The following is a 20446-nucleotide window of genomic DNA, read 5'->3' as shown; positions in this document are numbered from 1 at the left end:
TAGGCTTGATGCAAGAGCGAAAAGGAAAGCTTCTTGGCAAGCAACACGGTCTCCTTTGATATTCCCGATCCGATGAAGCGTAAGCTCGATCAGCTTTCGCGCATGACTAAACGCGATGCATCCACGCTCGTGCGCGAAGCGCTTGCGGACTACCTGCAGCGGCAAGACGAGCAGGCCGCGGTGATCGACGAAGCCCTGCGTTCTGCAGATGACGGTCAGTTTGTTTCGCACGACGCGATGTCGGAGTGGCTTGAATCATGGGGCAGCGCCGAAGAGAAATCGCCGCCCAAGATCGACGTTGTCAAAGCCCGGCGATGAAGCTTCTATGGGCCGCGCTCGCACGAGACGATCTGCTGGCCATCCGCCGCTATATTGCTGAGCATCATCCGGGTGCTGCCAAGGCTATTGCGGACAAGATTCTGCGTTCAGCAAACTTGTTGCGCGAGCAGCCTGAACTCGGTCTGGCAACACACAGAGATCATGTGCGGCGGTTGATTGTTGCGGGGTCCGTCTATTCGATCATCTACCGGATTTCCGATCAGGACATCGAGATCATCGAAGTCTTTGATGGTAGACGGCACGCCCCGCGCACCGATCTGAAGCCGGGTGACTAATTACCCCTTCAAAGCTTCCAGTCCCTCATTGACCGTCGTCAGGGCCACTTCGGTCACCTGATACTCCGCCACCCCATGCACCGTAAACGGATCGGCGGAGACATAGGCTTCGATCTCGGCGCGGTCGCCGGTGGCGAGGATGACGCCGCCGGTGCGGGGGACCTTGCGGCCGGAGGCCAGGAACCAGCCCTTCGCATAGCCTTCCTTCACCCAAGCCATATGCGGCTCCATGTGCTTGTCGGCCTCTTCGTTGGGCTTCACATAAGTGAGGGAAAGTATGAACATCTTTGATCCCGGGGGTTGTGCCGTTTTGGGGCTGTTGATAACAGAAATTGTACTGCCTTATCCATTTTCTTTTTATAGTTTTGAAGCATTGTGCCACACATCGCCATTAGTACGCCCGGAACCGTCGCATGACCAATATATCGGAGCGGCTTGCGGAGTTGCAGGAGGAAAGCGCCGTCATGATCGTCCTCTACGATCAGGACGACCGCGTGCAATATACAAATGCCGCCTTTCGCTCCACCTTCGCGCTTGAGCCGGACGAAACGCCCACATGGGCAGAGCTGATGCGCCGCAACACCAAGGCGGGGCGCGGCACCATCATTCGCACCACGGATTTCGAGGCATGGCTGATGTCTGCCCAGTCCCGCCGCGGCAAGCTGCCGTTCCGGGCCTTCGAGATGGATGTCGTCGACGGGCGCTGGTTCTGGATGACGGAGACGGTGCAGCGCGACGGCTGGATGCTGTGCATGGCGAGCGACATCACCCATATGAAAGCCAGCCAGCGTGATCTGCGCCAGGATCGCGATTTCGCGCTGAGGGCATCGCAGACCGACGAGCTGACCTGTATCTCCAACCGCCGCTTCATGATGGCTGCGCTGGAGAACATGATCGCCCGCCAGGAAACATCGGCGCTCAGCGGCTGCATTTGCATCGTCGATCTCGATTTCTTCAAGCGCATCAACGACAATTTCGGCCATCAGGTCGGTGATCAGGTGCTGATCGATTTCGCCCGGCGGGTGCAGCCGGTGATCAGGCGCCGCGACAGTTTCGGCCGGATCGGCGGCGAGGAATTCATGCTGGTGTTTCCGGATACGACGCTGGAGCAGGGCGAGCGGATCATAGACCGCGTGCTGGAGCTGGTGCGCATTGCCCATCCGCTTCCCGCCCTGCCGGGCTTTTCCTATACGTGTTCGGCGGGCCTTGCAGAGCTCAAGCCCGGAGACACGGTGCAGCAGCTCTATGCGCGGGCCGACGAGGCGCTCTATATAGCCAAGCAGAGCGGCCGCGACCGGCTGAAGATCGCAGCCTAGGCAAGCACCGCGGGGATCAAGCCGCGCAGCGAATTGCCCATGTAGAGCTTGCCCCCGGCAATATCGGCGAGGCTGATCCTGCCGACGTGGGCTTTGCGCTGGCAGATGAGTTCGGTGCGTAAGACGCCTGCCAGCAGGCCGCAGGAGATTGGCGGAGTGCGCAACAGGCCCGAGCCGTCGTCGAGAAAGACCGAGGTGATCGTGCCTTCGCAGATCTCGTCATTCTCGTTGAGCATCAGGACTTCGTCCGCTTCACTCGCCGGATATTCTGCGCGGGCGGCTTCGTAGACCTCTCGTCGCGTGGTCTTGATGCGCAGCAGCTTGTTGGCGCTGTCGAGCCGTTGCGAGGCGATGCGGAGTTTCCAGATTGTGTCCGGCGCCAGTGGCGTGAAAGCCGCGCTCGTCACATCGATCCGCCCGGCAGCATCGAGCGTCAGGCGGACGCGCAGCGATGTCGTTGCACCAGCGACGGCCTCTTCCAGCCTGTCCTTCGCCTGAAGCGGCGTGGGGAAGCCGATGCGGCGGGCTGAACGGTCCAGCCGGGCGAGATGCAGCCGCAGGCGGGTGAAGCCGATGCCGGGTTCGAAGCGCAGGGTCTCGATCAGGGAGAAATCGCTCATCGGGCAATCTCCTGGTCGCCGATCGCGAAGCGGGCCTTCAGCAGGCATTCCTCGTATTCGGCTTCGGCAGTCGAATCGAAGACGATGCCGCCGCCGACATTGAAGACCGCGCGGTCGTTGTCGAACAGGCTGATGGTACGGATGGCGACGGAGAAGCGCATGGCGCCCGTCGGAGCGATCATGCCGATCGCTCCGCAATAGACGTCGCGCGGCTGGTCCTCGAGATCGTCGAGGATCTGCATGGCGCTGAGCTTCGGGGCGCCGGTGATCGAGCCGCAGGGGAAGAGGGCGGCGAAGATATCGCGGATCGTCAGATCCGGCAGGAGTTTCGCCTGCACATGGCTCACCATCTGGTGCACGGTCGGATAGGTCTCGATATCGAAGAGTTTCGGGACATCGAGTGTTCCGACTTGCGTGATCCGCGAGATATCGTTGCGCAGCAGGTCGACGATCATCCGGTTCTCGGCCTGCGTCTTGATATCGGCGAGCATCGCCGCCTTGATCGCCTCGTCCTCGGTGGCATCGGCGCCGCGCTTGGCGGTGCCCTTCATCGGATGCGTCTCGATCCAGCCGTCCTCGTCGGTGCGGAAGAAGAGTTCCGGCGAGCGCGACAGGATGATAGGACCACCGAGATCGGCATAGGCGCCGTATTTCACCGGCTGCCGTTCGATCAGCGACCAGAAGGCGGCCAGCGGATCGCCGCTCCAGCGCGCCTCGATGGGCATGGTCAGGTTCGCCTGATAGCAGTCGCCCTGGCGCAGATGCCAGTGGAGGCGGTCAAAGCGCTCTCTATAGGTTTCGAAATTCCAGCCGGCTTTTGGGGCGGTGAGGAATTCTTCGTTGTCGCGGCGGCGGACAGGCTGGGCGAGGGGGTGACTGTCTGGTGTCGGACTGTCGAAGATGCCGAAGCAGAGGAGGGGGGATTGCCGATTGGCCGGGAGTTTTGGAGCGAGCTTGTCCTCGAACAGGTAGCCGGCTTCATAGGAGATGTAGCCCGCAAGCCATTTGCCGGCGGCTTTGGCGTCCTCCATGCGCTGCAGGGCGGAGAAGAAGTCGGTGCTGTTGTTTGCGATGATGATTTCGGACGGCTCGGCGAAGAGCATAGTCTGATCGGTGGTGTCGTCGCGGAACAGGATGAAGGGGGAGGATACGTTGTCCACTTACGTCTCCCTCATTCCTGTGCTCGTTACAGGAATCCAGCGCGCCCAAGTCCTTGGGCGCGAAAGACTCCCTTCACGGCGCAGACGCGCCGTGGCTGGATTCCTGTGACATCCCGTGGGCGCAGCCCTAAGGGCACAGGAATGAGGGAGAGTTTGGGTTGGCGTCATTCGTTCTCTCATGGACCAACGACAAGGACGGCCTAATACCCGCCTGACAGGCCGAAGCGTCCCCTCATCGGCCCTTCGACTTCAGCCCTTATCCAAAGCTTCCAATTCGTCGATCAGCCCTTCGATCATCGACAGACCCTTGCTCCAGAACGACGGATCGGTGGCGTCGAGGCCGAAAGGCTTCAGGAGTTCGGAGTGATGCTTGGTGCCGCCGGCCTTGAGGAGCTCGAAATACTTGTCCTGAAAACCCTTGTCGGCCTTCTGGTAGACGGCATAGAGCGAGTTCACCAGGCAGTCGCCGAAGGCGTAGGCATAAACGTAGAAGGGCGAGTGGATGAAGTGCGGGATATAGGCCCAGTAGGTCTCGTATCCCTCGGAGATCTTGATCGCCGGTCCCAAGCTCTCGGACTGCACCGAGAGCCAGAGGTCACCGATATCATCCGACGTCAGCTCGCCGGCCTTGCGGGCGGTGTGCACCTTGCGTTCGAATTCGTAGAAGGCGATCTGGCGCACGACCGTGTTGATCATGTCCTCGACCTTCTGGGCGAGCATCGCCTTGCGCTCGCGCTTGTCGCTGGTCTTGTCGAGCAGCGCGCGGAAGGTCAGCATTTCGCCGAAGACCGAGGCGGTCTCGGCCAGCGTCAGCGGCGTCTGGCACATCAGCGCACCCTGACCACCGGCCAGAACCTGATGGACGCCGTGGCCGAGCTCGTGGGCGAGGGTCATGACGTCGCGCGGCTTGCCCATGTAGTTGACGAGTACATAGGGATGCGCGGAGGGAACGGTCGGATGCGCGAAGGCGCCCGGCGCCTTACCGGGGCGAACCGGAGCGTCGATCCATTCCTCATCGAAGAAGCGCTTGGCGATCGCGGCCATCTCCGGTGCGAAATTGCCGTAGGCGGAGAGGACCGTGTCCTTTGCTTCGTTCCAGGAAATGACGGCGTTCGAGGTTTCCGGCAGCGGCGCGTTGCGGTCCCAGAAATTCATTTGGCCCATTCCGAGCCACTTTGCCTTCATCGAATAGTAGCGGTGCGAGAGGCGCGGATAGGCTTCCTTGACGGCGGCGGCCAGCGCATCGACGACTTCGCGCTCGACGCGGTTGGCGAGATGCCGGGAGTCGGCGATGTCTTCGAAGCCGCGCCAGCGGTCGGCGATGTCCTTGTCCTTGGCGAGCGTATTGGTGATCAGCGTGAAGGTGCGGATATTGGCCTTGAAGGTTTCCGCCAGAGCCATCGCCGCCTTGTGGCGGGCTTCCGGGTTCGGATCCTGCAGCATGTTGAGCGCCACTTCGAGCGGCAGCTTCTCGCCATCGATCTCGTAGCGCAGCTCGGCCATCGTCTCGTCGAACAGGCGATTGAAGGCAGCGGCCGATGTCATCGACTTCTCAAGGAAGAGCTGCTCCAGCTTGTCGTCGAGCTGGTACGGCTTGTCCTTGCGCAGGTCGACCAGCCACGGGCGGTAGTGGCCGGCGGCGGGATCGTTCGCCATGCAGGCGTCCATCACCGCGTCGTCGATGCGGTTGAGCTCGAGCGCGAAGAACAGCAGGTGGCCGGAGAATTCGGTGATGCGCGCCTGGACGTCGCCATAGAGCTTGCCGTTCACCGGGCTCGTCGTATCGGAGAAATAGGTGAGGCCGGCAAAGGAGCCGAGACGGCCGATGATGTCGTCGAGCGCCTCATATTCCTTCAGCGCCTGGCCGATACCTTCCGCACCCGTCTTGGTGGCTGCGGCGGCCAGCTTGCCCTTCCACTTCTCTTCGAAGGCGATCGAGTTCTTGCCGGCCTTTTCCATGTCGCTGGTGAAGGCGGTCGAGGTTGCGGAAGGGTAGAGATCCTGCAGTTTCCAGACCGGAAGATCGCCGAGCGCAGCGTCGGATGCACCGGCGGCAGATGTTGCCGAAAAATTAAGACCGGCGGCGTTGAGCACAAAATTCATGGCAGGGCTCCTCTTCCTCTTTTCAAACAGGTCTGACTGTCTATGCGCCAGAAGCCCCCGCATCAAGGGGTTTTCAGCAGCCAAAAGGCCCCGCTTCGGCACGGAATCGCCATCGTCACAATCGTTAAAATGCGATTATTTCTCAAAACTGGATGTTCAAGCCTTTCGGGCAGAGTGCAACCTAGGTTTCGCATGAAGTGAGGCGACAATGACCGGTTACAATGAGCTCAAAGGGGCAGGGCAGATACTCGTGGTCGAGGATGACCCGGTACAGCGCCGTCTGTTGAAGAACGCAATCGAGCGCCACGGGCACGTCGTCCATCAGGCAGAAAACGGCCGCATCGGCCTGGAGATGGTCAAGCGCGATGCTGGCCTCTTCAATGTGATCGTGCTCGATCTGATGATGCCGGAAATGACCGGTCTCGAGTTTCTTGAGGCGGTGCACGAATTCGGCACACAGATCCCGGTGATCGTTCAGACCGGCCAGGGCGGCATCGAAACGGTCGTCCAGGCGATGCGCGCCGGCGCCTTCGATTTCGTCGTCAAGCCGGTTTCCCCGGAACGTATCGCAACGTCGATCGCCAACGCGATGAAGCTCGACCAGCGTGAAGTGAAGGCCCGTGCCGGCCGCCGCTCGCGCTCAGGCGTCGTCGGTTTCGATGATATCGTCTCGGCAAGCCCGGCGATGATCCGCGTCATCGATCTGGCGCAGCGCGCCGCCCAGTCGAACATCCCGGTCGTTCTCGAAGGCGAGTCCGGCGTCGGCAAGGAACTCGTCGCCCGCGCCATCCAGTCGGCCGGTGATCGCTCCGGCAAGCCGTTCGTGACCGTCAACTGTGGTGCGATCCCGCACAATCTGGTCGAAAGCATTCTCTTCGGTCATGAGAAGGGTGCGTTCACCGGCGCGACCGAACGCCACATCGGCAAGTTCATGGAAGCCGATGGCGGTACCATCTTCCTCGATGAGATCGGTGATCTGCCGCTTGAGGTTCAGGTGAAGCTTTTGCGCGCCGTGCAGCAGGGCGAGATCGAAACGGTCGGCGCCCGTACGGCCCATAAGGTCAATGTCCGGCTGATCTCGGCGACCAACAAGGACCTGATCGAAGAGGTCAAGAACGGCCACTTCCGCGAAGACCTTTACTATCGCCTCAACGTGTTCCCGATCACCATTCCGGCGCTGCGCAAGCGCAAGGAGGACATCCCGCATCTGGTGCGCGTCTTTGCCGACCGCTTCTCTTCGGAACAGAAGAACGGTCACCGCATGACCGTCAGCGCCGGCGCGCTGGCGCTGCTGACCGCTTATGACTGGCCGGGCAATATCCGCCAGCTGGAAAATGCGATCTTCCGCGCTGTGGTGCTTGCAGAAGGGCCTGAGCTGACGGAATCGGACTTCCCGCAGATCGCCGCACAGCTGCCGGAATACGATGTCGTCGATCATCTGGCGCTCGTGGCCGACAACTCGCACCGTGACCGCGAAGCCGAGTTCGCAGCGGCCGATTACAGCGTTCCGCCGCCGTCGATGATCGACACGTCTGGCCGCCATGGCGAAACGGCTGATAACGCCATCGCCAGCGTCAACCCGGCGGGCGAAGTGCGTAAACTTGCGGATGTTGAAGAGGAGTTGATCCGATTCGCCCTTAAATTCTATCGGGGCCAGATGAGTCAAGTTGCGAGGAAACTCGGCATCGGGCGATCAACTTTGTACAGGAAGCTGAAAGATTACGGCATCGACCCCGATAATCCCCAGAAAGACGCGGCATAGCAGCTGCCGCGTTAACATTCCCGCAAGCATGTCCGGTTACTGTTTATAAACCACTTGTTAGTCGATCGTTGACTATGTAAAGAAAAGGTTGATCGTGTGTGGCATTTTTGCCATCGTGTCACCGCATTTGACAGTCATTGGGACAGCCGGACTATTAGGGCAGTCTGACGGGGATTGAGTTTGCCGGATTTGAATGAGCATACCAAGCCTTCGCGCTTGAGCTGGCGTGCACGTTGCGCCAACGTTAGCGGAAAGGCGGTTAGGACGGCGATGGCCGCCCTTCTCGCGCTCGCGGTGTCCTCACCGGTATTGGTCGGCACGCCGTCCGAGGCGGCGGGGGAAACCCGCAGCCTTAAGCTCTATTTCATCCATACGGGTGAAAAGGCAGTCATCACTTACAAACGCAACGGCAAGTTCGATCCCAAGGGTCTTGAGCAGCTGAACCGATTCCTTCGCGACTGGCGCAAGAACCAGCCGACGAAGATGGACCCGCATCTGTTCGACCTGATCTGGGAAGTCTACCGCCAGAGCGGCTCGAAGGATTACATCAACGTCGTCTGCGGTTTCCGTTCGCCCGGCACCAACGCCATGCTGAAGGCGCGTTCGCGCAATTCCGGCGTTGCCGAAAAGAGCCAGCACATGCTCGGCAAGGCGATGGACTTCTTCATTCCCGATGTGAAGCTCGCAACGCTGCGCGCCATCGGCATGAAGATGCAGGTCGGCGGCGTCGGCTTCTATCCGAAGTCCGGTTCGCCCTTCGTGCACATGGATGTCGGCGGCGTTCGCGCCTGGCCGCGCATGAGCCGCGACGAGCTGGTCCGGCTTTTCCCGAACGGCAACACCCTGCATATCCCGGCTGACGGCACGCCGCTTCCGGGCTACCAGCAGGCACTCGCCGACTACAAGCGCCGCGTCAATTCCGACACGCTCGTTGCTGCCGTTGGCGGCGATAACCTTGCTTCGTCCAAGAAGCCGAAGACGCTGTTTGCGGCGCTGTTCGGCGGTGGTGCGGACGAGGAAGAGGATAGCTCGGACGATTCCGCACCGGTCGCAGTTGCCAAGGCAACGCCGACGAAGCCCGAAGCTCCGGCTGCCGCGGCTGAGCCTGCCGCGCCGGAAGACGTTCAGGTGGCTGCGGTCAACGCGCCGGTTCCGCAGGTTCGTCCGGCCTTTGCCGGCCAGCTCGGCGGTGGCGAAGTTGCCAATGCGATGCTGCCTGCCAATTCCGGCAATGCTGCCCAGCAGGCGCTTGCCGCCGCAACGGCGCAGGAAGACCAGCCGCAGCAGTTTGCCGATCTCAGCACCTATCGCGTCCCTGTTCCGGAGCTGCTTGGCCAGCGCCGCGAGCCGGGTGATGCGGAAGTTGCGTCTATCGATCCGTCGATGGCTGTCCCAACTCCGGTCGATCGTCCGGTGGCTGCAGAGAACCTGCTTGCCGCTGCTGCCGACGCTGATCCGGATGCTGCAGGCGACGAGGCCGAGGCACAGCAGCTTTCGCCGGCCGTTGCCCAGCAGCTCGCCAAGGATGGCGATGCCGCCAACCAGCAGGTCGCGGCTCTCGCGCCGTCAACCGTCGAGCAGGCGATCAGCGCTGCGATGCCGGGTTCGGCGAAGCCCGCTGAAAAGGCTCCCGTCCAGCTCGCTGCTCTGGCGCCCGCCAAGACCGCAAGCTTCGGTGACAGCTTCGACATGCCGCAACAGCGCGCCAGCGACGATGTCGCGCCGGTCGCGCCTTCCAAGGGCGGCCGTCCGACCAAGGCCGTTGCCGCTGCCGCCGATGCTGGCCGCGCTTCGATCCGCACCGAGCCGAAGCTGACGCAGAAGATGATCTCGCAGTGGGCGCTGACGAATTCCCGCATGGAAATGGTCACCAAGCCGGTCAAGGCGCCGCGCTTCGTCAGCCAGACGCTCCGCGCCCAGCCGACGGCCGTCTATGCCGAAGGCTTCAACGTCAAGACAGCTTCGATCGATCCCGGCCGCTTCAGCGGTACCGCCGTCAACTTCATGGAAGTGAAGAAGTTCAACACGAACTGACCGGTTTCAAATTCATTGAAAAAGCCGCTGGAGCGATCCGGCGGCTTTTTTGTTTGGGTTCTGTCACGGCAATAAAAAAGCCGCCGAGGCGCGGGGCCTGGCGGCTTTTGAAGCGAGTATCTGGGATCAGCCTTCCGGCGGAGCCTCGATCATGCCGAGCGCGTGCAGGTAGGTGTCGAGGATCGCATCTTCTTCCATGCGCTCCTGCTCGTCCTTCTTGCGCAGAGCGACGACCTTCTTGAGGATCTTGGTATCGAAGCCCATGCCCTTGGCTTCGCCGTAGACATCCTTGATGTCGTCGGCAATGGTCTTCTTTTCTTCTTCCAGGCGTTCGATACGCTCGACAAAAGCGCGAAGCTGATCGCGGGCGACGCCATGAGCATCAGACATCCGTGTTCTCCTGATTTTTCGGATTGGAATTCGTGGGCAGTGACTGCCGTGAAGCGGCGCCGCGGTCAAGTCCCTTCGGCGGCGATGACGTTATTTGTGGGGATTGTTTTCGGCAAAAGCCGTCTTCTGTGCTTCCGATGCCTCGTTCTGGTGGAGGTTTTTCCACTCGTCATAGGGCATGCCATAGACGATCTCGCGGGACTGGTCCTTGGTGACAGGCACACCGTTTTCCTCGGCCGCCTCGCGGTACCAGTTCGACAGGCAGTTGCGGCAGAAGCCGGCGAGGTTCATGAGATCGATGTTCTGGACGTCGGTGCGCTCACGCAGATGGGCGACCAGCCGGCGGAAGGCGGCTGCCTCGAATTCGGTCTGCTGTTCCTTCGTCAGTTCCGTCATCGTCTCTTCCTTCATGCGTAGGGGCCGGTGCGCGAGGGGTGCACCTTGTATTCGTGCAGCGCCGGATCGGCATTCATCGCCGCAAAGACCGGCGCTAGCCGTTCGGCCCATTCGGCGATCCCGGTCTCGTCGCCGATCAGATCCTGGCGGACCTCGAGGAGCGCGTGGGGGATGCCCGTCACCATGCAGTGCTGGTACATGGTATCGCCCTTGAGCGCGCCGTCATAGGGCTCGTTGTCGCCGACTATCAGATCGGGATCGCGGCGCAGCATGTCAAGCAGCGGGCCGACGGCGCGGTGATCGCTATCCCAGAGTACGGCGGCATGCCAAGGGCGGGGAACGCCCTTCCATGCCGGCGTATAGGAATGCAGCGAGAGGACCAGCGGCGCCTTGCCGGTGGCGCTGGCCACCTTGGTGATCTCCATCGCTACGGCATCGTGATAGGGGCGATGGAAGCGCTCGATGCGGCCCTGCCATTCGGCCTTGGAGATCGGGTGATTGCCGGGAATGATCGCGCCGTCGGAGATTTTCATGATCAGCGTCGGATCGTCCTCGCCGCGGTTCGGATCGATCAGCAGGCGGGAGAAGCCGCCGAGAACGGCGGGTACGCCGAGCCTTGCCGACAGGCTGCGCACCAGGCCCTCGATGCCGATGTCGTAGGCGATGTGGCGGGCGAAGGCGGTCTCCGGCAGGCCGAGCTTTCCGTAGCTTTCGGGCAGACGGTTCATGGCGTGATCGCCGAGGATCACCATGCCGCTGTCATGTTTGCCGGGTAGGATTTCGAAGGGTTGGAAGTCTTCCATCAGCGAATGGCCATTCGTCATTTCGGGCGAGGGGTCACTGATCGCATGCACGTGCCGGAGGTTCAAGCCGGATCATCGCGCATCTGCGGCAACGCGATGGTCACAAGCAGGTTATGAAAGGAATATAATCGATTAGCATCGCGTTGACATTCGCCGGATGGCGGCGCAAGAAGGCACGGGAAAACGAATAACCGTGGGAGCAAATCGGAAGCCGTGTTGATGCAAGCCGCACCAAGTTTCCTCACCCGGTCCGGGCCGCTTGCCCGCCTCGCATTGTTCGCATTCGCAGCCATGATGCCATTCTTCGCCGCAAACGCGGCCCGCGCGGACTTCCGCGTCTGCAATGGCACGCAAAATCTGGTCGGGGTCGCCATCGGCTATCGTGCCAAAGATGGCTGGATTACCGAAGGCTGGTGGCAGGTCCCGGCAACGACCTGCGCGACGCTGATCGAAGGAGAGCTGCAGTCGCGATACTATTACCTCTACGCAGAAGATGCCGCCCGGGGAGGCCGTTGGACGGGCGATGTGCAGATGTGCGTAGCGGAAAACGAGTTCAAGATCACGGGCGTCAATGACTGCTATGCCCGTGGCTACCAGAAGATGGGGTTCAAGGAATATGATACGGGCCGCCAGGGCAGCTGGATGGTCCAACTTTCCGATACGCCCGGAACGCAAGAAAGCCCGAATTGATGAAGCGTAACCGCAAAGTAAAAATCCTCGCAACGCTCGGCCCCGCCTCCAGCGAAGAAGCGATGATCGAGAAGCTGCACCAGGCCGGTGCCGACGTTTTCCGCATCAACATGAGCCATGCGAGCCATGACCTGATGCGCACGCTGGTCCAGCGTATCCGCTCCGTCGAAGCGCGCTCCGGCCGCCCGATCGGTATTCTCGCCGACCTGCAGGGCCCGAAGCTTCGCGTCGGCAAGTTCGCCGATACCAAAGTCGACCTGAAACCCGGCCAGACCTTCACGCTCGACAACAACGAAGCCCCTGGTGACGCCACCCGCGTCTTCCTGCCGCATCCGGAAATCCTGGAATCGGTGCAGCCGGGCCATCGCCTGCTGATCGACGACGGCAAGCTCGCGCTGCGCGCTGAGAAGTGCGACGGCAAGAGCATCGTCACCACCGTCATTTCCGGCACCAAGATTTCCGACCGCAAGGGCGTTAGCCTTCCCGATACGCTGCTCACCGTCGGCGTTCTGACGGACAAGGACCGCGTCGATCTCGACGCCGTGCTGGCCACCGACGATGTCGACTGGGTCGCGCTTTCCTTCGTACAGCGCCCGGAAGATCTCGCCGAAGTGCGCAAGATCGCCAAGGGCCGCGTTGGCATCATGTCGAAGATCGAGAAGCCGCAGGCAATCGAGCGCATCGAAGAGATCATCGAGCTTTCGGACGCGCTGATGGTTGCCCGTGGCGACCTCGGCGTCGAAATGCCGCTCGAAGCCGTTCCCGGTATCCAGAAGCAGCTGATCCGCGCCTGCCGCCGTTCGGGCAAGCCGGTGGTCGTTGCTACGCAGATGCTGGAATCGATGATTACCGCTCCGGTTCCGACCCGCGCTGAAGTCTCCGACGTCGCGACCGCCGTGTTCGAAGGTGCGGATGCCGTCATGCTGTCGGCCGAGTCCGCTTCCGGTGACTATCCGGTCGAGGCAGTCGCGACCATGGCGTCGATCGCCAGCGCCATCGAGCGCGAGCCGCACTATCCGGGCATCATCTACGCCCAGCGCGCCCAGCCTGAAGCAACCGGTGCCGATGCCATCTCGCTCGCAGCGCGCCAGATCGCCGAAACGCTGAAGCTCTCGGCCATCGTCTGTTATACCTCGTCGGGCACGACGGGCCTGCGCGCCTCGCGCGAGCGCCCGCAAGTTCCGATCCTGGCGCTGTCGCCGATCATCAAGACGGCCCGCCGTCTGGCGATCGTCTGGGGCCTGCACTGCGTCGTCACCCATGACGCGACCGACCTCGACGACATGGTCAACCGCGCCTGCCGCATCGTCGCAGACGAAGGCTTCGGCAAGCCGGGCGACCGCATCATCATCTCGGCCGGTGTTCCGCTCGGCACGCCGGGCGCGACCAACATGATCCGCATCGCCTATATCGGTTCGGATGGCCGCAGCGGCATCTGACAAGTTCGAGGCTTGGTATCGATAGCCCGCCGGGAAACCGGCGGGTTTTTCTTTTGCCGTAATCTTGAACGGACGATGGCGACATGCGAGCCTCCTGAAAAATCCGGGAGGTGGATATGGACGTCGTTACAATTCTCGCCTTTGCCGCAGTTTCTTTCGTTGGGATTGCGACGCCTGGGCCGACGGTCCTGCTGGCGCTCAACAATGGCTCGCGCTACGGCGTCAGGCGGGCGATTCCCGGCATGCTGGGCGCCGTGTTTTCGGATTTCGTCCTGATCGGGGCGGTTGCCGTTGGTCTCGGTGCTTTGCTTGCCGCGTCGGAATTCTGGTTCTCTGTGCTGAAATATTGCGGTGCGGCCTATCTCGCCTTTCTCGGCGTCATGCTGCTGCGATCGAAGGGATCTCTCGATGTCGCGCTCGCGGAGCAGGGCGGCGGATCCCGGCCAGCGATTGCTATCGGGCTGAAGAGCTTCATGGTGGCTGTTACCAATCCGAAGGGCTACCTGTTCTTTTCCGCCTTTTTGCCGCAGTTTATCGATCCCACATCGCCACAGGCATCACAGTACCTGCTGCTTGCGCTCGTCTTCTCCGCGCTCGATTTCGTCATCATGTTCGGCTACGCGGTGTTCGGTTCGCAAGCGGCGCGCTTTCTCAAGACGAGCGGTGCCATATGGCTTGAGCGCGCCTGCGGGGGCGCGCTCCTGGCTCTTGCGGGCTCGCTCGCGTTTTACCGCCGGGCAGCGGCCTGAGCGGCGGCTGGCAGCGACATATGTCCGACGCGGTAGATCTGGCCGTCGCCTGATATCAGCGGCATATCCGCGTAGAGCATGAAGCGGACAAGCGACCACGATCTGGCTTCGAAGCCGGAGATCGAGGCCAGCGCATCGCGCTTGCGGCCTGTCTGCCTTGCACGCTCGGTTTCTTCCGAGCGGAGAGCCGTGAGATCGGCGTGCGGCTCGATCGGGAGACGCTCGGCGGTCGCGAACTTGGCATTGCCAGGATCGGCGGTCACCTCGGCGTGCCACACCATCCACTGCTCGATGCTTGGCCGGCCGAAGGATTGTGTCAGCGCCTGGAAGCCCGGGCCGGTGATGAAGTTGCTCGCGCCCTCCGGCTGCTCCCAGAGGTAGAAGGGGGCGTAGAGGTTTTCCTGGCCGCCGAATTCGCCTCTCCTGGCGCTGAGATAGGCCTTGAAGGCGAGATGCGGAAAGCCGTCAGTGCCCGGGCCGCGTTCGCGCATGCGGCGGTCGATGATGCCCATGTCGTAATCGGCAGGCAGGGTGAAGCTGTATTGCATGGCGATCATCGCGGTAACTCCACGGGCTCCAGCCAGTCGACGAAGCGCTCCCCATCGGTTGCCTGGATGCTGACATAGCTGAAGGGCGCATCCTCGGCCGCGCCATGCCAGTGCTTTTCGCCAGCCGCAAACCACACGGCGTCGCCGGGCCTGATTTCCTCGACCGGGCCGCCGTCGCGCTGCGCCCGTCCTATGCCCGAGAGGGCATAGAGCAGTTGTCCGCGGGGATGCGTGTGCCAGTTGGTGATTGTGCCGGGATCGAGCGTGGCGCGCATCGCCGCATTCTCTCCGGCGGCACTGCCTTCCAGCAGCGCCTCCACCCAGAAAGGCTCGGATGCGATGCCATCGGGGGAGCGCACGGCGCCTCCCGGACGGCGGATCGTCATGGCCGTGGGATTGCCGCTCATGACGGCTCTCCCATGGCGCGGGCACGCCAGTTGTCGTCGGCCATCTGTGCCACGCCGTCGCCGAAGGACCATTCATCGGGCTGCGAGCTGACGATGGTGATCATGATGTCTTCCTTGCGCAGACCCGGCGCCTCGCCCAGCAGTTCGGCGGCGCGCTTGAAGAAGGCCTTGCGCGTCTCCGTGCTGCGGGGGCGTCCGGCGCGGATGGCAAACAGGACGAAATCGTCGGAGCGGGGTCCGGCCAGATAGTTGCGGTCGAAGATCAGCTCGCCGGGTTCATGCTGCTGGATCTCATGGAAACGGTCGGCCGGGGGCACGTCGAAGGCCTCGACGAGGGCGCGGTGGATGCCATCGGAGAGGGCGCGCAGATATTCCGGCGACTTGCCTTTGAGGAGAGAAATGCGAACGAAGGGCATGGGAGCCTCCTTGTTTGAAATCTTGACAGGAGGACCATTGCACGGCAAATTAATCCATAAAATCAGAATATATCGAACGTATGATCCTGAAAAATGGGATTGATGATGCGCAAGACAAATTTCGATCTGGATGTTCTCCGCACCTTCGTGACCGGCATGGAGCTCGGCAATTTCGCCAAGGCGTCCGAGCGTCTCGGCCGCTCGACATCGGCCGTCAGCGCGCAACTGAAGAAGCTGGAGGAACAGGCGGGAACGCCGATCTTCCGCAAGTCCGGCCGCGGGCTGGCGCTGACCGATGCCGGGGAGACGATGCTTGCCTATTCCCGGCGGCTTCTGGAGCTCAACGATGAGGCGGTGGCGGCGATCCAGAGCGTAGAGCTCGAAGGCTGGGTGCGGCTCGGGCTGCAGGAGGATTTCGGCGAGACCGTCTTGCCGGAGGTGCTCGGCCGTTTTGCCAGGGCACATCCGAAAGTCCGGATCGAGGCGCGCGTGGTGCGCAATGCCGAACTGATCGAGCGGGTGACGACCGGCAAGCTCGATCTGGCGCTTGCCTGGAGCAACGGCAATGTGACGGCGCATTGCGAGATGGTGGGCGAGGTGCCGATGCTGTGGGTCGGACCGGCTTCGGGGCCGCAGGGCTGGACGGTCGAAAGCGGCGAGCCGCTGCCGCTGGCTTCGCTCGAAGCGCCCTGCTTGCTGAGGACCGCGGCGATCGATGCGCTCGACCGGGCCAATATTCCCTGGCGGCTTTCCTTCGTCAGCCCAAGCCTCGGCGGCCTCTGGGCGGCGACGGCGGCAGGGCTCGGTATCACCATCCGCACGCCGCTCGGTCTTCCCCTCAAGGTGAAGCCGGTTTCGCCTGAAGCTGCCGGTTTGCCCGCTCTGCCGTCGCTCGGCCTGATGCTGCATCGCGCCGAGGCAGATCCGGATGCGGCAACCGCGCGGCTGTCATCGATCGTGCTGCAGGCGGCGCAGGAAGCGCTTGCCGGTCTTTCGCCGCAACAGATGCTGATGCGGGCCTAGGCGACCAGTTCGCTCTGGGCGTTGCGGCGGATGGCGGCCGGCGGCTGGCCGAAAGCGCGCAGGAAGGCGCGGCGCATCCGCTCGCGGTCGGCAAAGCCTGTTTCGCGCGCCACGACATCGATTGGGTGCCGGCCCTGTTCCATCATCAGCCGCGCCGCTTCCAGCCGCAGGTTTTCCACGGCCTTTGCCGGGGACTGGCCGGTCTCGGAGCGGAATGTGCGGCTGAACTGGCGCGGGCTCAGATGCGCGGCGTCGGCCAGTTCCTCGACGGAGAGCGCGCTCGTCAGATTGCTTCTGGCATAAGTGAGCGCCTTCTGGATGCGGTCCGATTTCGGCTCGAGATCCAGCAGCGTCGAGAATTGCGACTGGCCACCGGCGCGGCGGTGGTAGACGACCAGCTTGCGGGCAACGGCGCGGGCGACGTCGGCGCCATGATCGTTCTCGACCATCGCCAAAGCCAGATCGAGACCGGCAGTCATGCCGGCCGAAGTCCAGATCGAGCCATCGACGATGAAGATGCGGTCTTCATCGAGCTTGATGGCGGGATAGCGGGATTTCAGCTCGCGGGCGAGATGCCAGTGGGTGGTGACTCTGCGGCCGTCGAGGACACCCGCGTCGGCCAGCAGGAATGCGGCGGTGCAGATCGAAGCGAGCCGCCGCGAGGCATCTGCCGCCTCACGAATGAACGCGGCCTCGCCCGCGGTCGGCAGGCGGATATCGGGCGCACCGGAAACGATCAGCGTATCGAAGGCGGGATCGCCGAAGGCCTCCGTGTGGATAATCATGCTCAGCGAGCTCGGCACCGGACCGCCGGTTTCCGAGACATAGCGGATCTCGTAGGCCTGCTCGCCAAGCTGGATATTGGCGAACTCGAAAGCCGAGACGGCGGCGAGGCTCATGATCTGGAAGCCGGGATAGACAAGAAAGCCGATGCGCTGCATGGCCGAAAACTCCGTTTGTCCTAAAAGGTGGTTTATATGACATTCAGGACATCGGCAATCCCTCGTAAAACATCCCTCAAGCGATGGCACCCGCCAAAGCAATTGAAGGAGAAAGACCATGAGCGATTTGAACAAGGGCATCGCGCTCGTCACCGGTGCGTCATCGGGCATTGGCGCGATCTATGCCGACAGGCTTGCCAAGCGCGGCTACGATCTCATTCTGGTGGCGCGCAATGGCGAACGCCTCTCGGCGCTCGCGAGCCGCATCGGCGCTGAGACCGGCCGCAAGGTCGAGACTGTCGTTGCCGATCTCGGCGCGCAGGCTGATCTTGCCAAGGTGGAAGCTGTGCTGAAGGGCGACCGCAACATCACGCTCTTGGTCAACAATGCCGGTGTCGGCGGCACGGCGCCGCTGCTTTCGGCCGATGTCGACAAGATGCAGCAGATGATCGACCTGAACGTCACCGCGCTGATGCGGTTGACCTATGCCGCAGTGCCGGGCTTCGTTGCCCGCGGCGGCGGCGCGATCATCAATATCGCCTCGATCGTGGCAATCGCGCCGGAGATCCTCAACGGCGTCTATGGTGGCACGAAAGCCTTCGTGCTGGCCTTCAGCCAGTCGCTGAAGCATGAGCTGACGGACAAGAATATCCGCGTTCAGGCCGTTTTGCCGGGCGCCACCGCAACGGAATTCTGGGGCATTGCCGGGATGCCGGTCGAGCACCTGCCGGGCGAAATCGTCATGTCCGCCGAAGCGATGGTCGATGCCTCGCTCAAGGGCTTCGACCAGGGCGAGTTCGCGACCATCCCCGCGCTCGAAGACGTAGCGCTGTTGCAGGCCCATGAGGATGCGCGGCAGGCAATGATGCCGCACCTTTCCCGCTCTGTACCTGCAGCCCGATACGGCGTCTGAGTTAGCCGAAGCGCTCCAGCGCCGTCGCGAAGACATCGGTATCGACATTGCCGCCCGAGGTGATGGCGATGACGGTGTCGCTCTCCAATGCCTTGCCGTGGAACAGTGCCGCGGCAAGTGCCACTGCGCCGCCCGGCTCGACGATGATCTTCAGCCGCTTGAAGGCGAGCGCCATGGCACGGAGCGCCTCCTCGTCGGTGACGACGATGCCGGCGCCGGCGAGGCGCTTCAGGATCGGGAAGGTGATTTTGCCGGGCTCGGGCGTGATGATCGCATCGCAAATCGAGCCGGTCATCGCGGCATTGCGCTTGATTTCGCCTGACGCCAGCGAGCGGGCGTAATCGTCGAAATTCTCCGGTTCGCAGGTGCGGACCGTGAACGACGGAGCGCTGGCCTCAAGCGCGAGGGCGACGCCGGAGCTCAGGCCGCCACCGCCGCAGGGGATCAAAACCTCGGCCGCCTTGATGCCTTCCTCTTCCGCTTGCTCGGCGATCTCCAGACCTGTCGTGCCCTGTCCGGCGATGACGAGCGGCTCGTCGAAGGGTTTGACCAGCGTCAGGCCGCGCTCGGCCGAGAGCCGGTCGCCGATCGCGTCGCGGTCTTCCTTGGCGCGGTCGTAGAGCACCACTTCGGCGCCGAAGGCGCGGGTGTTGTCGATCTTCAGCTTCGGCGCGTCCGAGGGCATGATGATGACCGAGGGAACGCCGTGCAGCTTGGCGGCAAGGGCCACGCCCTGGGCATGGTTACCGGAGGAGAAGGCGATGACGCCGCGCTTGCGGACATCAGGCTCCAGCCCCGATACCGCCGACCAGCCACCGCGGAACTTGAAGGAGCCGGTATGCTGCAGACATTCGGCCTTCACGAAGACCCGCCGCCCGGCCATTTCATCGAGGAACGGTGAGGAGAGCAGCGGCGTGCGCCTGGCATGCCCGCGCAGGCGGGCACGGGCGGCAACGATCATTTCAATGGATGCCATGGGATGTTCTTTCGGCTGATGTGCTGCGCCATGAATAGAATGTGACAAAGCCGTTGTGAACGGCGGTTTTTGTCACGGTGACACGAATGCCGGGGCGCGGCTTGGGCTCGCGACCGTTCCGGCCTGCTCGCGCCGCCGGTATTCGGTCGGGCTCGCGCCTGTCACCCGCAGGAATTCGCGATTGAAGTTAGACTTGCTGATGAAGCCTGCCTCAAACATGACGCTGGTGACCGGCAGCTCGGTGCGGAGGAGCTGATCGCATGCGAAGCGGATGCGGAACTCGTTGACATATTGCGAGACGCTCATGCCGTGGATGCGGTTGACCGCCGTCGAGACACTGCGGGCCGGCAGGCCGAGCTTGCGGGCGATGCGGTTCAGATTGAGTTCGGGATCGCGGTAGATCTGCCTGGTCTCCATCAGGCTGTCGAGATGGGCGGCAACGGCGCCATCCTCCTCGGTCGGCAGGCTGGGCGGGGGTGGCGCGGCTTCGGTTGCCGGTTGCTCCGGCTGGCTGGTTCCGGCAATCGTCGCCGCACTGCCGAGGATCAGCAGCACGATGACATTGCCAAGCGCCACGATCTGCCCGGCATGGGCGCCGCCGGTATTGTCGAAATCCAGGCTGATGAAGACGTCGCTGAGCGCAGAGGCGATCAAGGCGACGGCCGTTACCATAAGGGAGCGATGGGAAAGGAAGGCGCCGTCGAGCCGCGAGGCGACGAGGCCGTCGGCGCCGCTGCGGGAGATCCAGAGCAGGCTGAGGCCGTAGCCGAGAAAGATCAGGATCAGGCTCAGACCGACGATATCGCGCCAAAAGGCGAAGGCGAGCGCCACTCCGATCGCCGGCAGGAGATGCGGCCATTGGCGCTTCAACGGACGCGGCGTCTCCAGTGTCAGGTCGGCGAAGCTGGCGAAGGAAAGCGGTGCGACGAGTGCCGCCAGCACCGCCTGAAACGGCATGATGGCGAGCGTGTCATAGCCCCAGCGAAAGCCGATGAGGACGGATTGCAGGGCATAGGCGGCGATCAGCGCCAGAAACAGCCGGCGGCCGGGCGCATTCCATTCCTCCGTCCGCAGCATCCTGACGAGCAGGATGAGCAGCAGCAGTGCGACGACGAAGGGTAGCGGCACGAAGATCATGGTCGGCGT

Annotated in this window: 22 protein-coding genes and 2 pseudogenes; 11 read left to right on the top strand and 13 right to left on the bottom strand. The window is 62.6% G+C overall.

Translation table 11 applies throughout. The features are described 5' to 3' along the window. The first annotated feature begins 33 nt into the window (after positions 1-33). Positions 34-318, top strand: a complete 285-nt coding sequence (locus ACEN84_RS05680; protein WP_413710259.1) for a CopG family ribbon-helix-helix protein — start codon at positions 34-36, stop codon at positions 316-318. Then, on the top strand, positions 315-614 hold the full coding sequence (locus ACEN84_RS05675) for a type II toxin-antitoxin system RelE/ParE family toxin (protein WP_413710258.1): 300 nt from the start codon (positions 315-317) through the stop codon (positions 612-614). Before ACEN84_RS05680 ends, ACEN84_RS05675 begins: the two co-directional genes overlap by 4 nt. On the opposite strand, the gene ACEN84_RS05670 is transcribed toward ACEN84_RS05675, so the two are convergent. Beyond that, a complete protein-coding gene (locus ACEN84_RS05670; RefSeq protein WP_413710257.1) occupies positions 615-899 on the bottom strand; it encodes a YciI family protein in 285 nt (94 codons plus the stop codon). Positions 900-1027: 128 nt separating this feature from the next. Here ACEN84_RS05670 and ACEN84_RS05665 point away from each other — a divergent pair, with 128 nt between their 5' ends. After that, complete coding sequence (locus tag ACEN84_RS05665; protein WP_413710256.1) at positions 1028-1930, top strand: diguanylate cyclase domain-containing protein; 903 nt, start codon at positions 1028-1030, stop codon at positions 1928-1930. Here the strand turns inward: ACEN84_RS05665 and ACEN84_RS05660 are convergent. The 3 genes from ACEN84_RS05660 to ACEN84_RS05650 all read right to left on the bottom strand — a co-directional run bounded on the left by ACEN84_RS05660 (position 1927) and on the right by ACEN84_RS05650 (position 5813). Next, entirely contained in the window at positions 1927-2550 is a 624-nt protein-coding gene (locus ACEN84_RS05660) for an aminotransferase class IV family protein (protein ID WP_413710255.1), read from the bottom strand. The genes ACEN84_RS05665 and ACEN84_RS05660 overlap by 4 nt on opposite strands. Further along, entirely contained in the window at positions 2547-3653 is a 1107-nt protein-coding gene (locus ACEN84_RS05655; protein ID WP_413711266.1) for an aminodeoxychorismate synthase component I, read from the bottom strand. Before ACEN84_RS05655 ends, ACEN84_RS05660 begins: the two co-directional genes overlap by 4 nt. A gap of 306 nt (positions 3654-3959) precedes the next feature. Then, positions 3960-5813 carry a M3 family oligoendopeptidase gene (locus tag ACEN84_RS05650; protein WP_413710254.1) on the bottom strand — a complete coding sequence of 618 codons (1854 nt, stop codon included), beginning with the start codon at positions 5811-5813 and terminating at the stop codon, positions 3960-3962. A 208-nt stretch (positions 5814-6021) separates the two neighbouring features. Between ACEN84_RS05650 and ACEN84_RS05645 the strand changes: the two are divergent. The 3 genes and pseudogenes from ACEN84_RS05645 to ACEN84_RS05635 all read left to right on the top strand — a co-directional run. Continuing rightward, positions 6022-7279 (top strand): annotated as a pseudogene (locus ACEN84_RS05645) (sigma-54-dependent transcriptional regulator); the annotation flags it as partial. An 86-nt stretch (positions 7280-7365) separates the two neighbouring features. Continuing rightward, positions 7366-7575 (top strand): annotated as a pseudogene (locus ACEN84_RS05640) (helix-turn-helix domain-containing protein); the annotation flags it as partial. A 180-nt stretch (positions 7576-7755) separates the two neighbouring features. Further along, positions 7756-9609, top strand: a complete 1854-nt coding sequence (locus ACEN84_RS05635) for a DUF882 domain-containing protein (RefSeq protein WP_413710253.1) — start codon at positions 7756-7758, stop codon at positions 9607-9609. A gap of 126 nt (positions 9610-9735) precedes the next feature. Here the strand turns inward: ACEN84_RS05635 and ACEN84_RS05630 are convergent, their stop codons facing one another. The 3 genes from ACEN84_RS05630 to ACEN84_RS05620 form a co-directional block, all read right to left on the bottom strand. After that, on the bottom strand, positions 9736-9999 hold the full coding sequence (locus tag ACEN84_RS05630; RefSeq protein ID WP_007527482.1) for a DUF2312 domain-containing protein: 264 nt from the start codon (positions 9997-9999) through the stop codon (positions 9736-9738). Between the two features lie 90 nt (positions 10000-10089). Beyond that, the gene (locus ACEN84_RS05625) at positions 10090-10395 is read right to left on the bottom strand and encodes a DUF1244 domain-containing protein (RefSeq protein ID WP_199629020.1); all 306 of its coding nucleotides are present in this window, start codon (positions 10393-10395) and stop codon (positions 10090-10092) included. A gap of 11 nt (positions 10396-10406) precedes the next feature. After that, the gene (locus ACEN84_RS05620) at positions 10407-11198 is read right to left on the bottom strand and encodes an N-formylglutamate amidohydrolase (protein WP_413711265.1); all 792 of its coding nucleotides are present in this window, start codon (positions 11196-11198) and stop codon (positions 10407-10409) included. Positions 11199-11417: 219 nt separating this feature from the next. Between ACEN84_RS05620 and ACEN84_RS05615 the strand changes: the two genes are divergently transcribed. The 3 genes from ACEN84_RS05615 (at position 11418) to ACEN84_RS05605 (ending at position 14076) form a co-directional block, all read left to right on the top strand. Continuing rightward, the gene (locus ACEN84_RS05615) at positions 11418-11888 is read left to right on the top strand and encodes a DUF1036 domain-containing protein (protein ID WP_112385515.1); all 471 of its coding nucleotides are present in this window, start codon (positions 11418-11420) and stop codon (positions 11886-11888) included. Continuing rightward, complete coding sequence (pyk, locus tag ACEN84_RS05610; protein ID WP_112719920.1) at positions 11888-13327, top strand: pyruvate kinase; 1440 nt, start codon at positions 11888-11890, stop codon at positions 13325-13327. The genes ACEN84_RS05615 and pyk overlap by 1 nt, the downstream gene beginning before the upstream one ends. 116 nt (positions 13328-13443) lie before the next feature. Further along, a complete protein-coding gene (locus ACEN84_RS05605) occupies positions 13444-14076 on the top strand; it encodes a LysE family translocator (protein ID WP_413710252.1) in 633 nt (210 codons plus the stop codon). On the opposite strand, the gene ACEN84_RS05600 is transcribed toward ACEN84_RS05605, so the two are convergent. The 3 genes from ACEN84_RS05600 to ACEN84_RS05590 are packed head-to-tail and all read right to left on the bottom strand — an operon-like array spanning position 14055 to position 15447. After that, entirely contained in the window at positions 14055-14633 is a 579-nt protein-coding gene (locus ACEN84_RS05600) for a DUF4865 family protein (RefSeq protein ID WP_413710251.1), read from the bottom strand. The two genes, ACEN84_RS05605 and ACEN84_RS05600, sit on opposite strands and share 22 nt — an antisense overlap. Then, a complete protein-coding gene (locus ACEN84_RS05595) occupies positions 14630-15031 on the bottom strand; it encodes a cupin domain-containing protein (protein ID WP_112719917.1) in 402 nt (133 codons plus the stop codon). The genes ACEN84_RS05600 and ACEN84_RS05595 overlap by 4 nt, the downstream gene beginning before the upstream one ends. Continuing rightward, positions 15028-15447 (bottom strand): tautomerase family protein, encoded by a 420-nt coding sequence (locus ACEN84_RS05590; protein WP_413710250.1) that lies wholly within the window; start codon positions 15445-15447, stop codon positions 15028-15030. Before ACEN84_RS05590 ends, ACEN84_RS05595 begins: the two co-directional genes overlap by 4 nt. A gap of 105 nt (positions 15448-15552) precedes the next feature. Here ACEN84_RS05590 and ACEN84_RS05585 point away from each other — a divergent pair, with 105 nt between their 5' ends. Then, entirely contained in the window at positions 15553-16470 is a 918-nt protein-coding gene (locus ACEN84_RS05585) for a LysR substrate-binding domain-containing protein (protein WP_413711264.1), read from the top strand. On the opposite strand, the gene ACEN84_RS05580 is transcribed toward ACEN84_RS05585, so the two are convergent. After that, the gene (locus tag ACEN84_RS05580; RefSeq protein ID WP_413710249.1) at positions 16467-17411 is read right to left on the bottom strand and encodes a GlxA family transcriptional regulator; all 945 of its coding nucleotides are present in this window, start codon (positions 17409-17411) and stop codon (positions 16467-16469) included. The two genes, ACEN84_RS05585 and ACEN84_RS05580, sit on opposite strands and share 4 nt — an antisense overlap. A gap of 118 nt (positions 17412-17529) precedes the next feature. Between ACEN84_RS05580 and ACEN84_RS05575 the strand changes: the two genes are divergently transcribed. Beyond that, positions 17530-18324, top strand: coding sequence for an SDR family NAD(P)-dependent oxidoreductase (locus ACEN84_RS05575; RefSeq protein WP_413710248.1), 795 nt, complete (start codon positions 17530-17532; stop codon positions 18322-18324). A gap of 1 nt (position 18325) precedes the next feature. Here ACEN84_RS05575 and ACEN84_RS05570 read toward each other — a convergent pair whose 3' ends face one another. Then, positions 18326-19300: a threonine/serine dehydratase gene (locus tag ACEN84_RS05570; protein WP_413710247.1), complete on the bottom strand. Its 975-nt coding sequence runs from the start codon at positions 19298-19300 to the stop codon at positions 18326-18328. Positions 19301-19372: 72 nt separating this feature from the next. Next, a complete protein-coding gene (locus ACEN84_RS05565) occupies positions 19373-20437 on the bottom strand; it encodes a helix-turn-helix domain-containing protein (protein ID WP_413710246.1) in 1065 nt (354 codons plus the stop codon). Positions 20438-20446: the final 9 nt, after the last annotated feature.

Origin of the sequence: Rhizobium sp. Rhizsp82, from assembly GCF_047325115.1 — a bacterium.
Taxonomy (GTDB): domain Bacteria; phylum Pseudomonadota; class Alphaproteobacteria; order Rhizobiales; family Rhizobiaceae; genus Rhizobium.
Note: the sequence above shows the minus strand (reverse complement) of the source record. Positions and strands in the feature narration are given on the sequence as shown.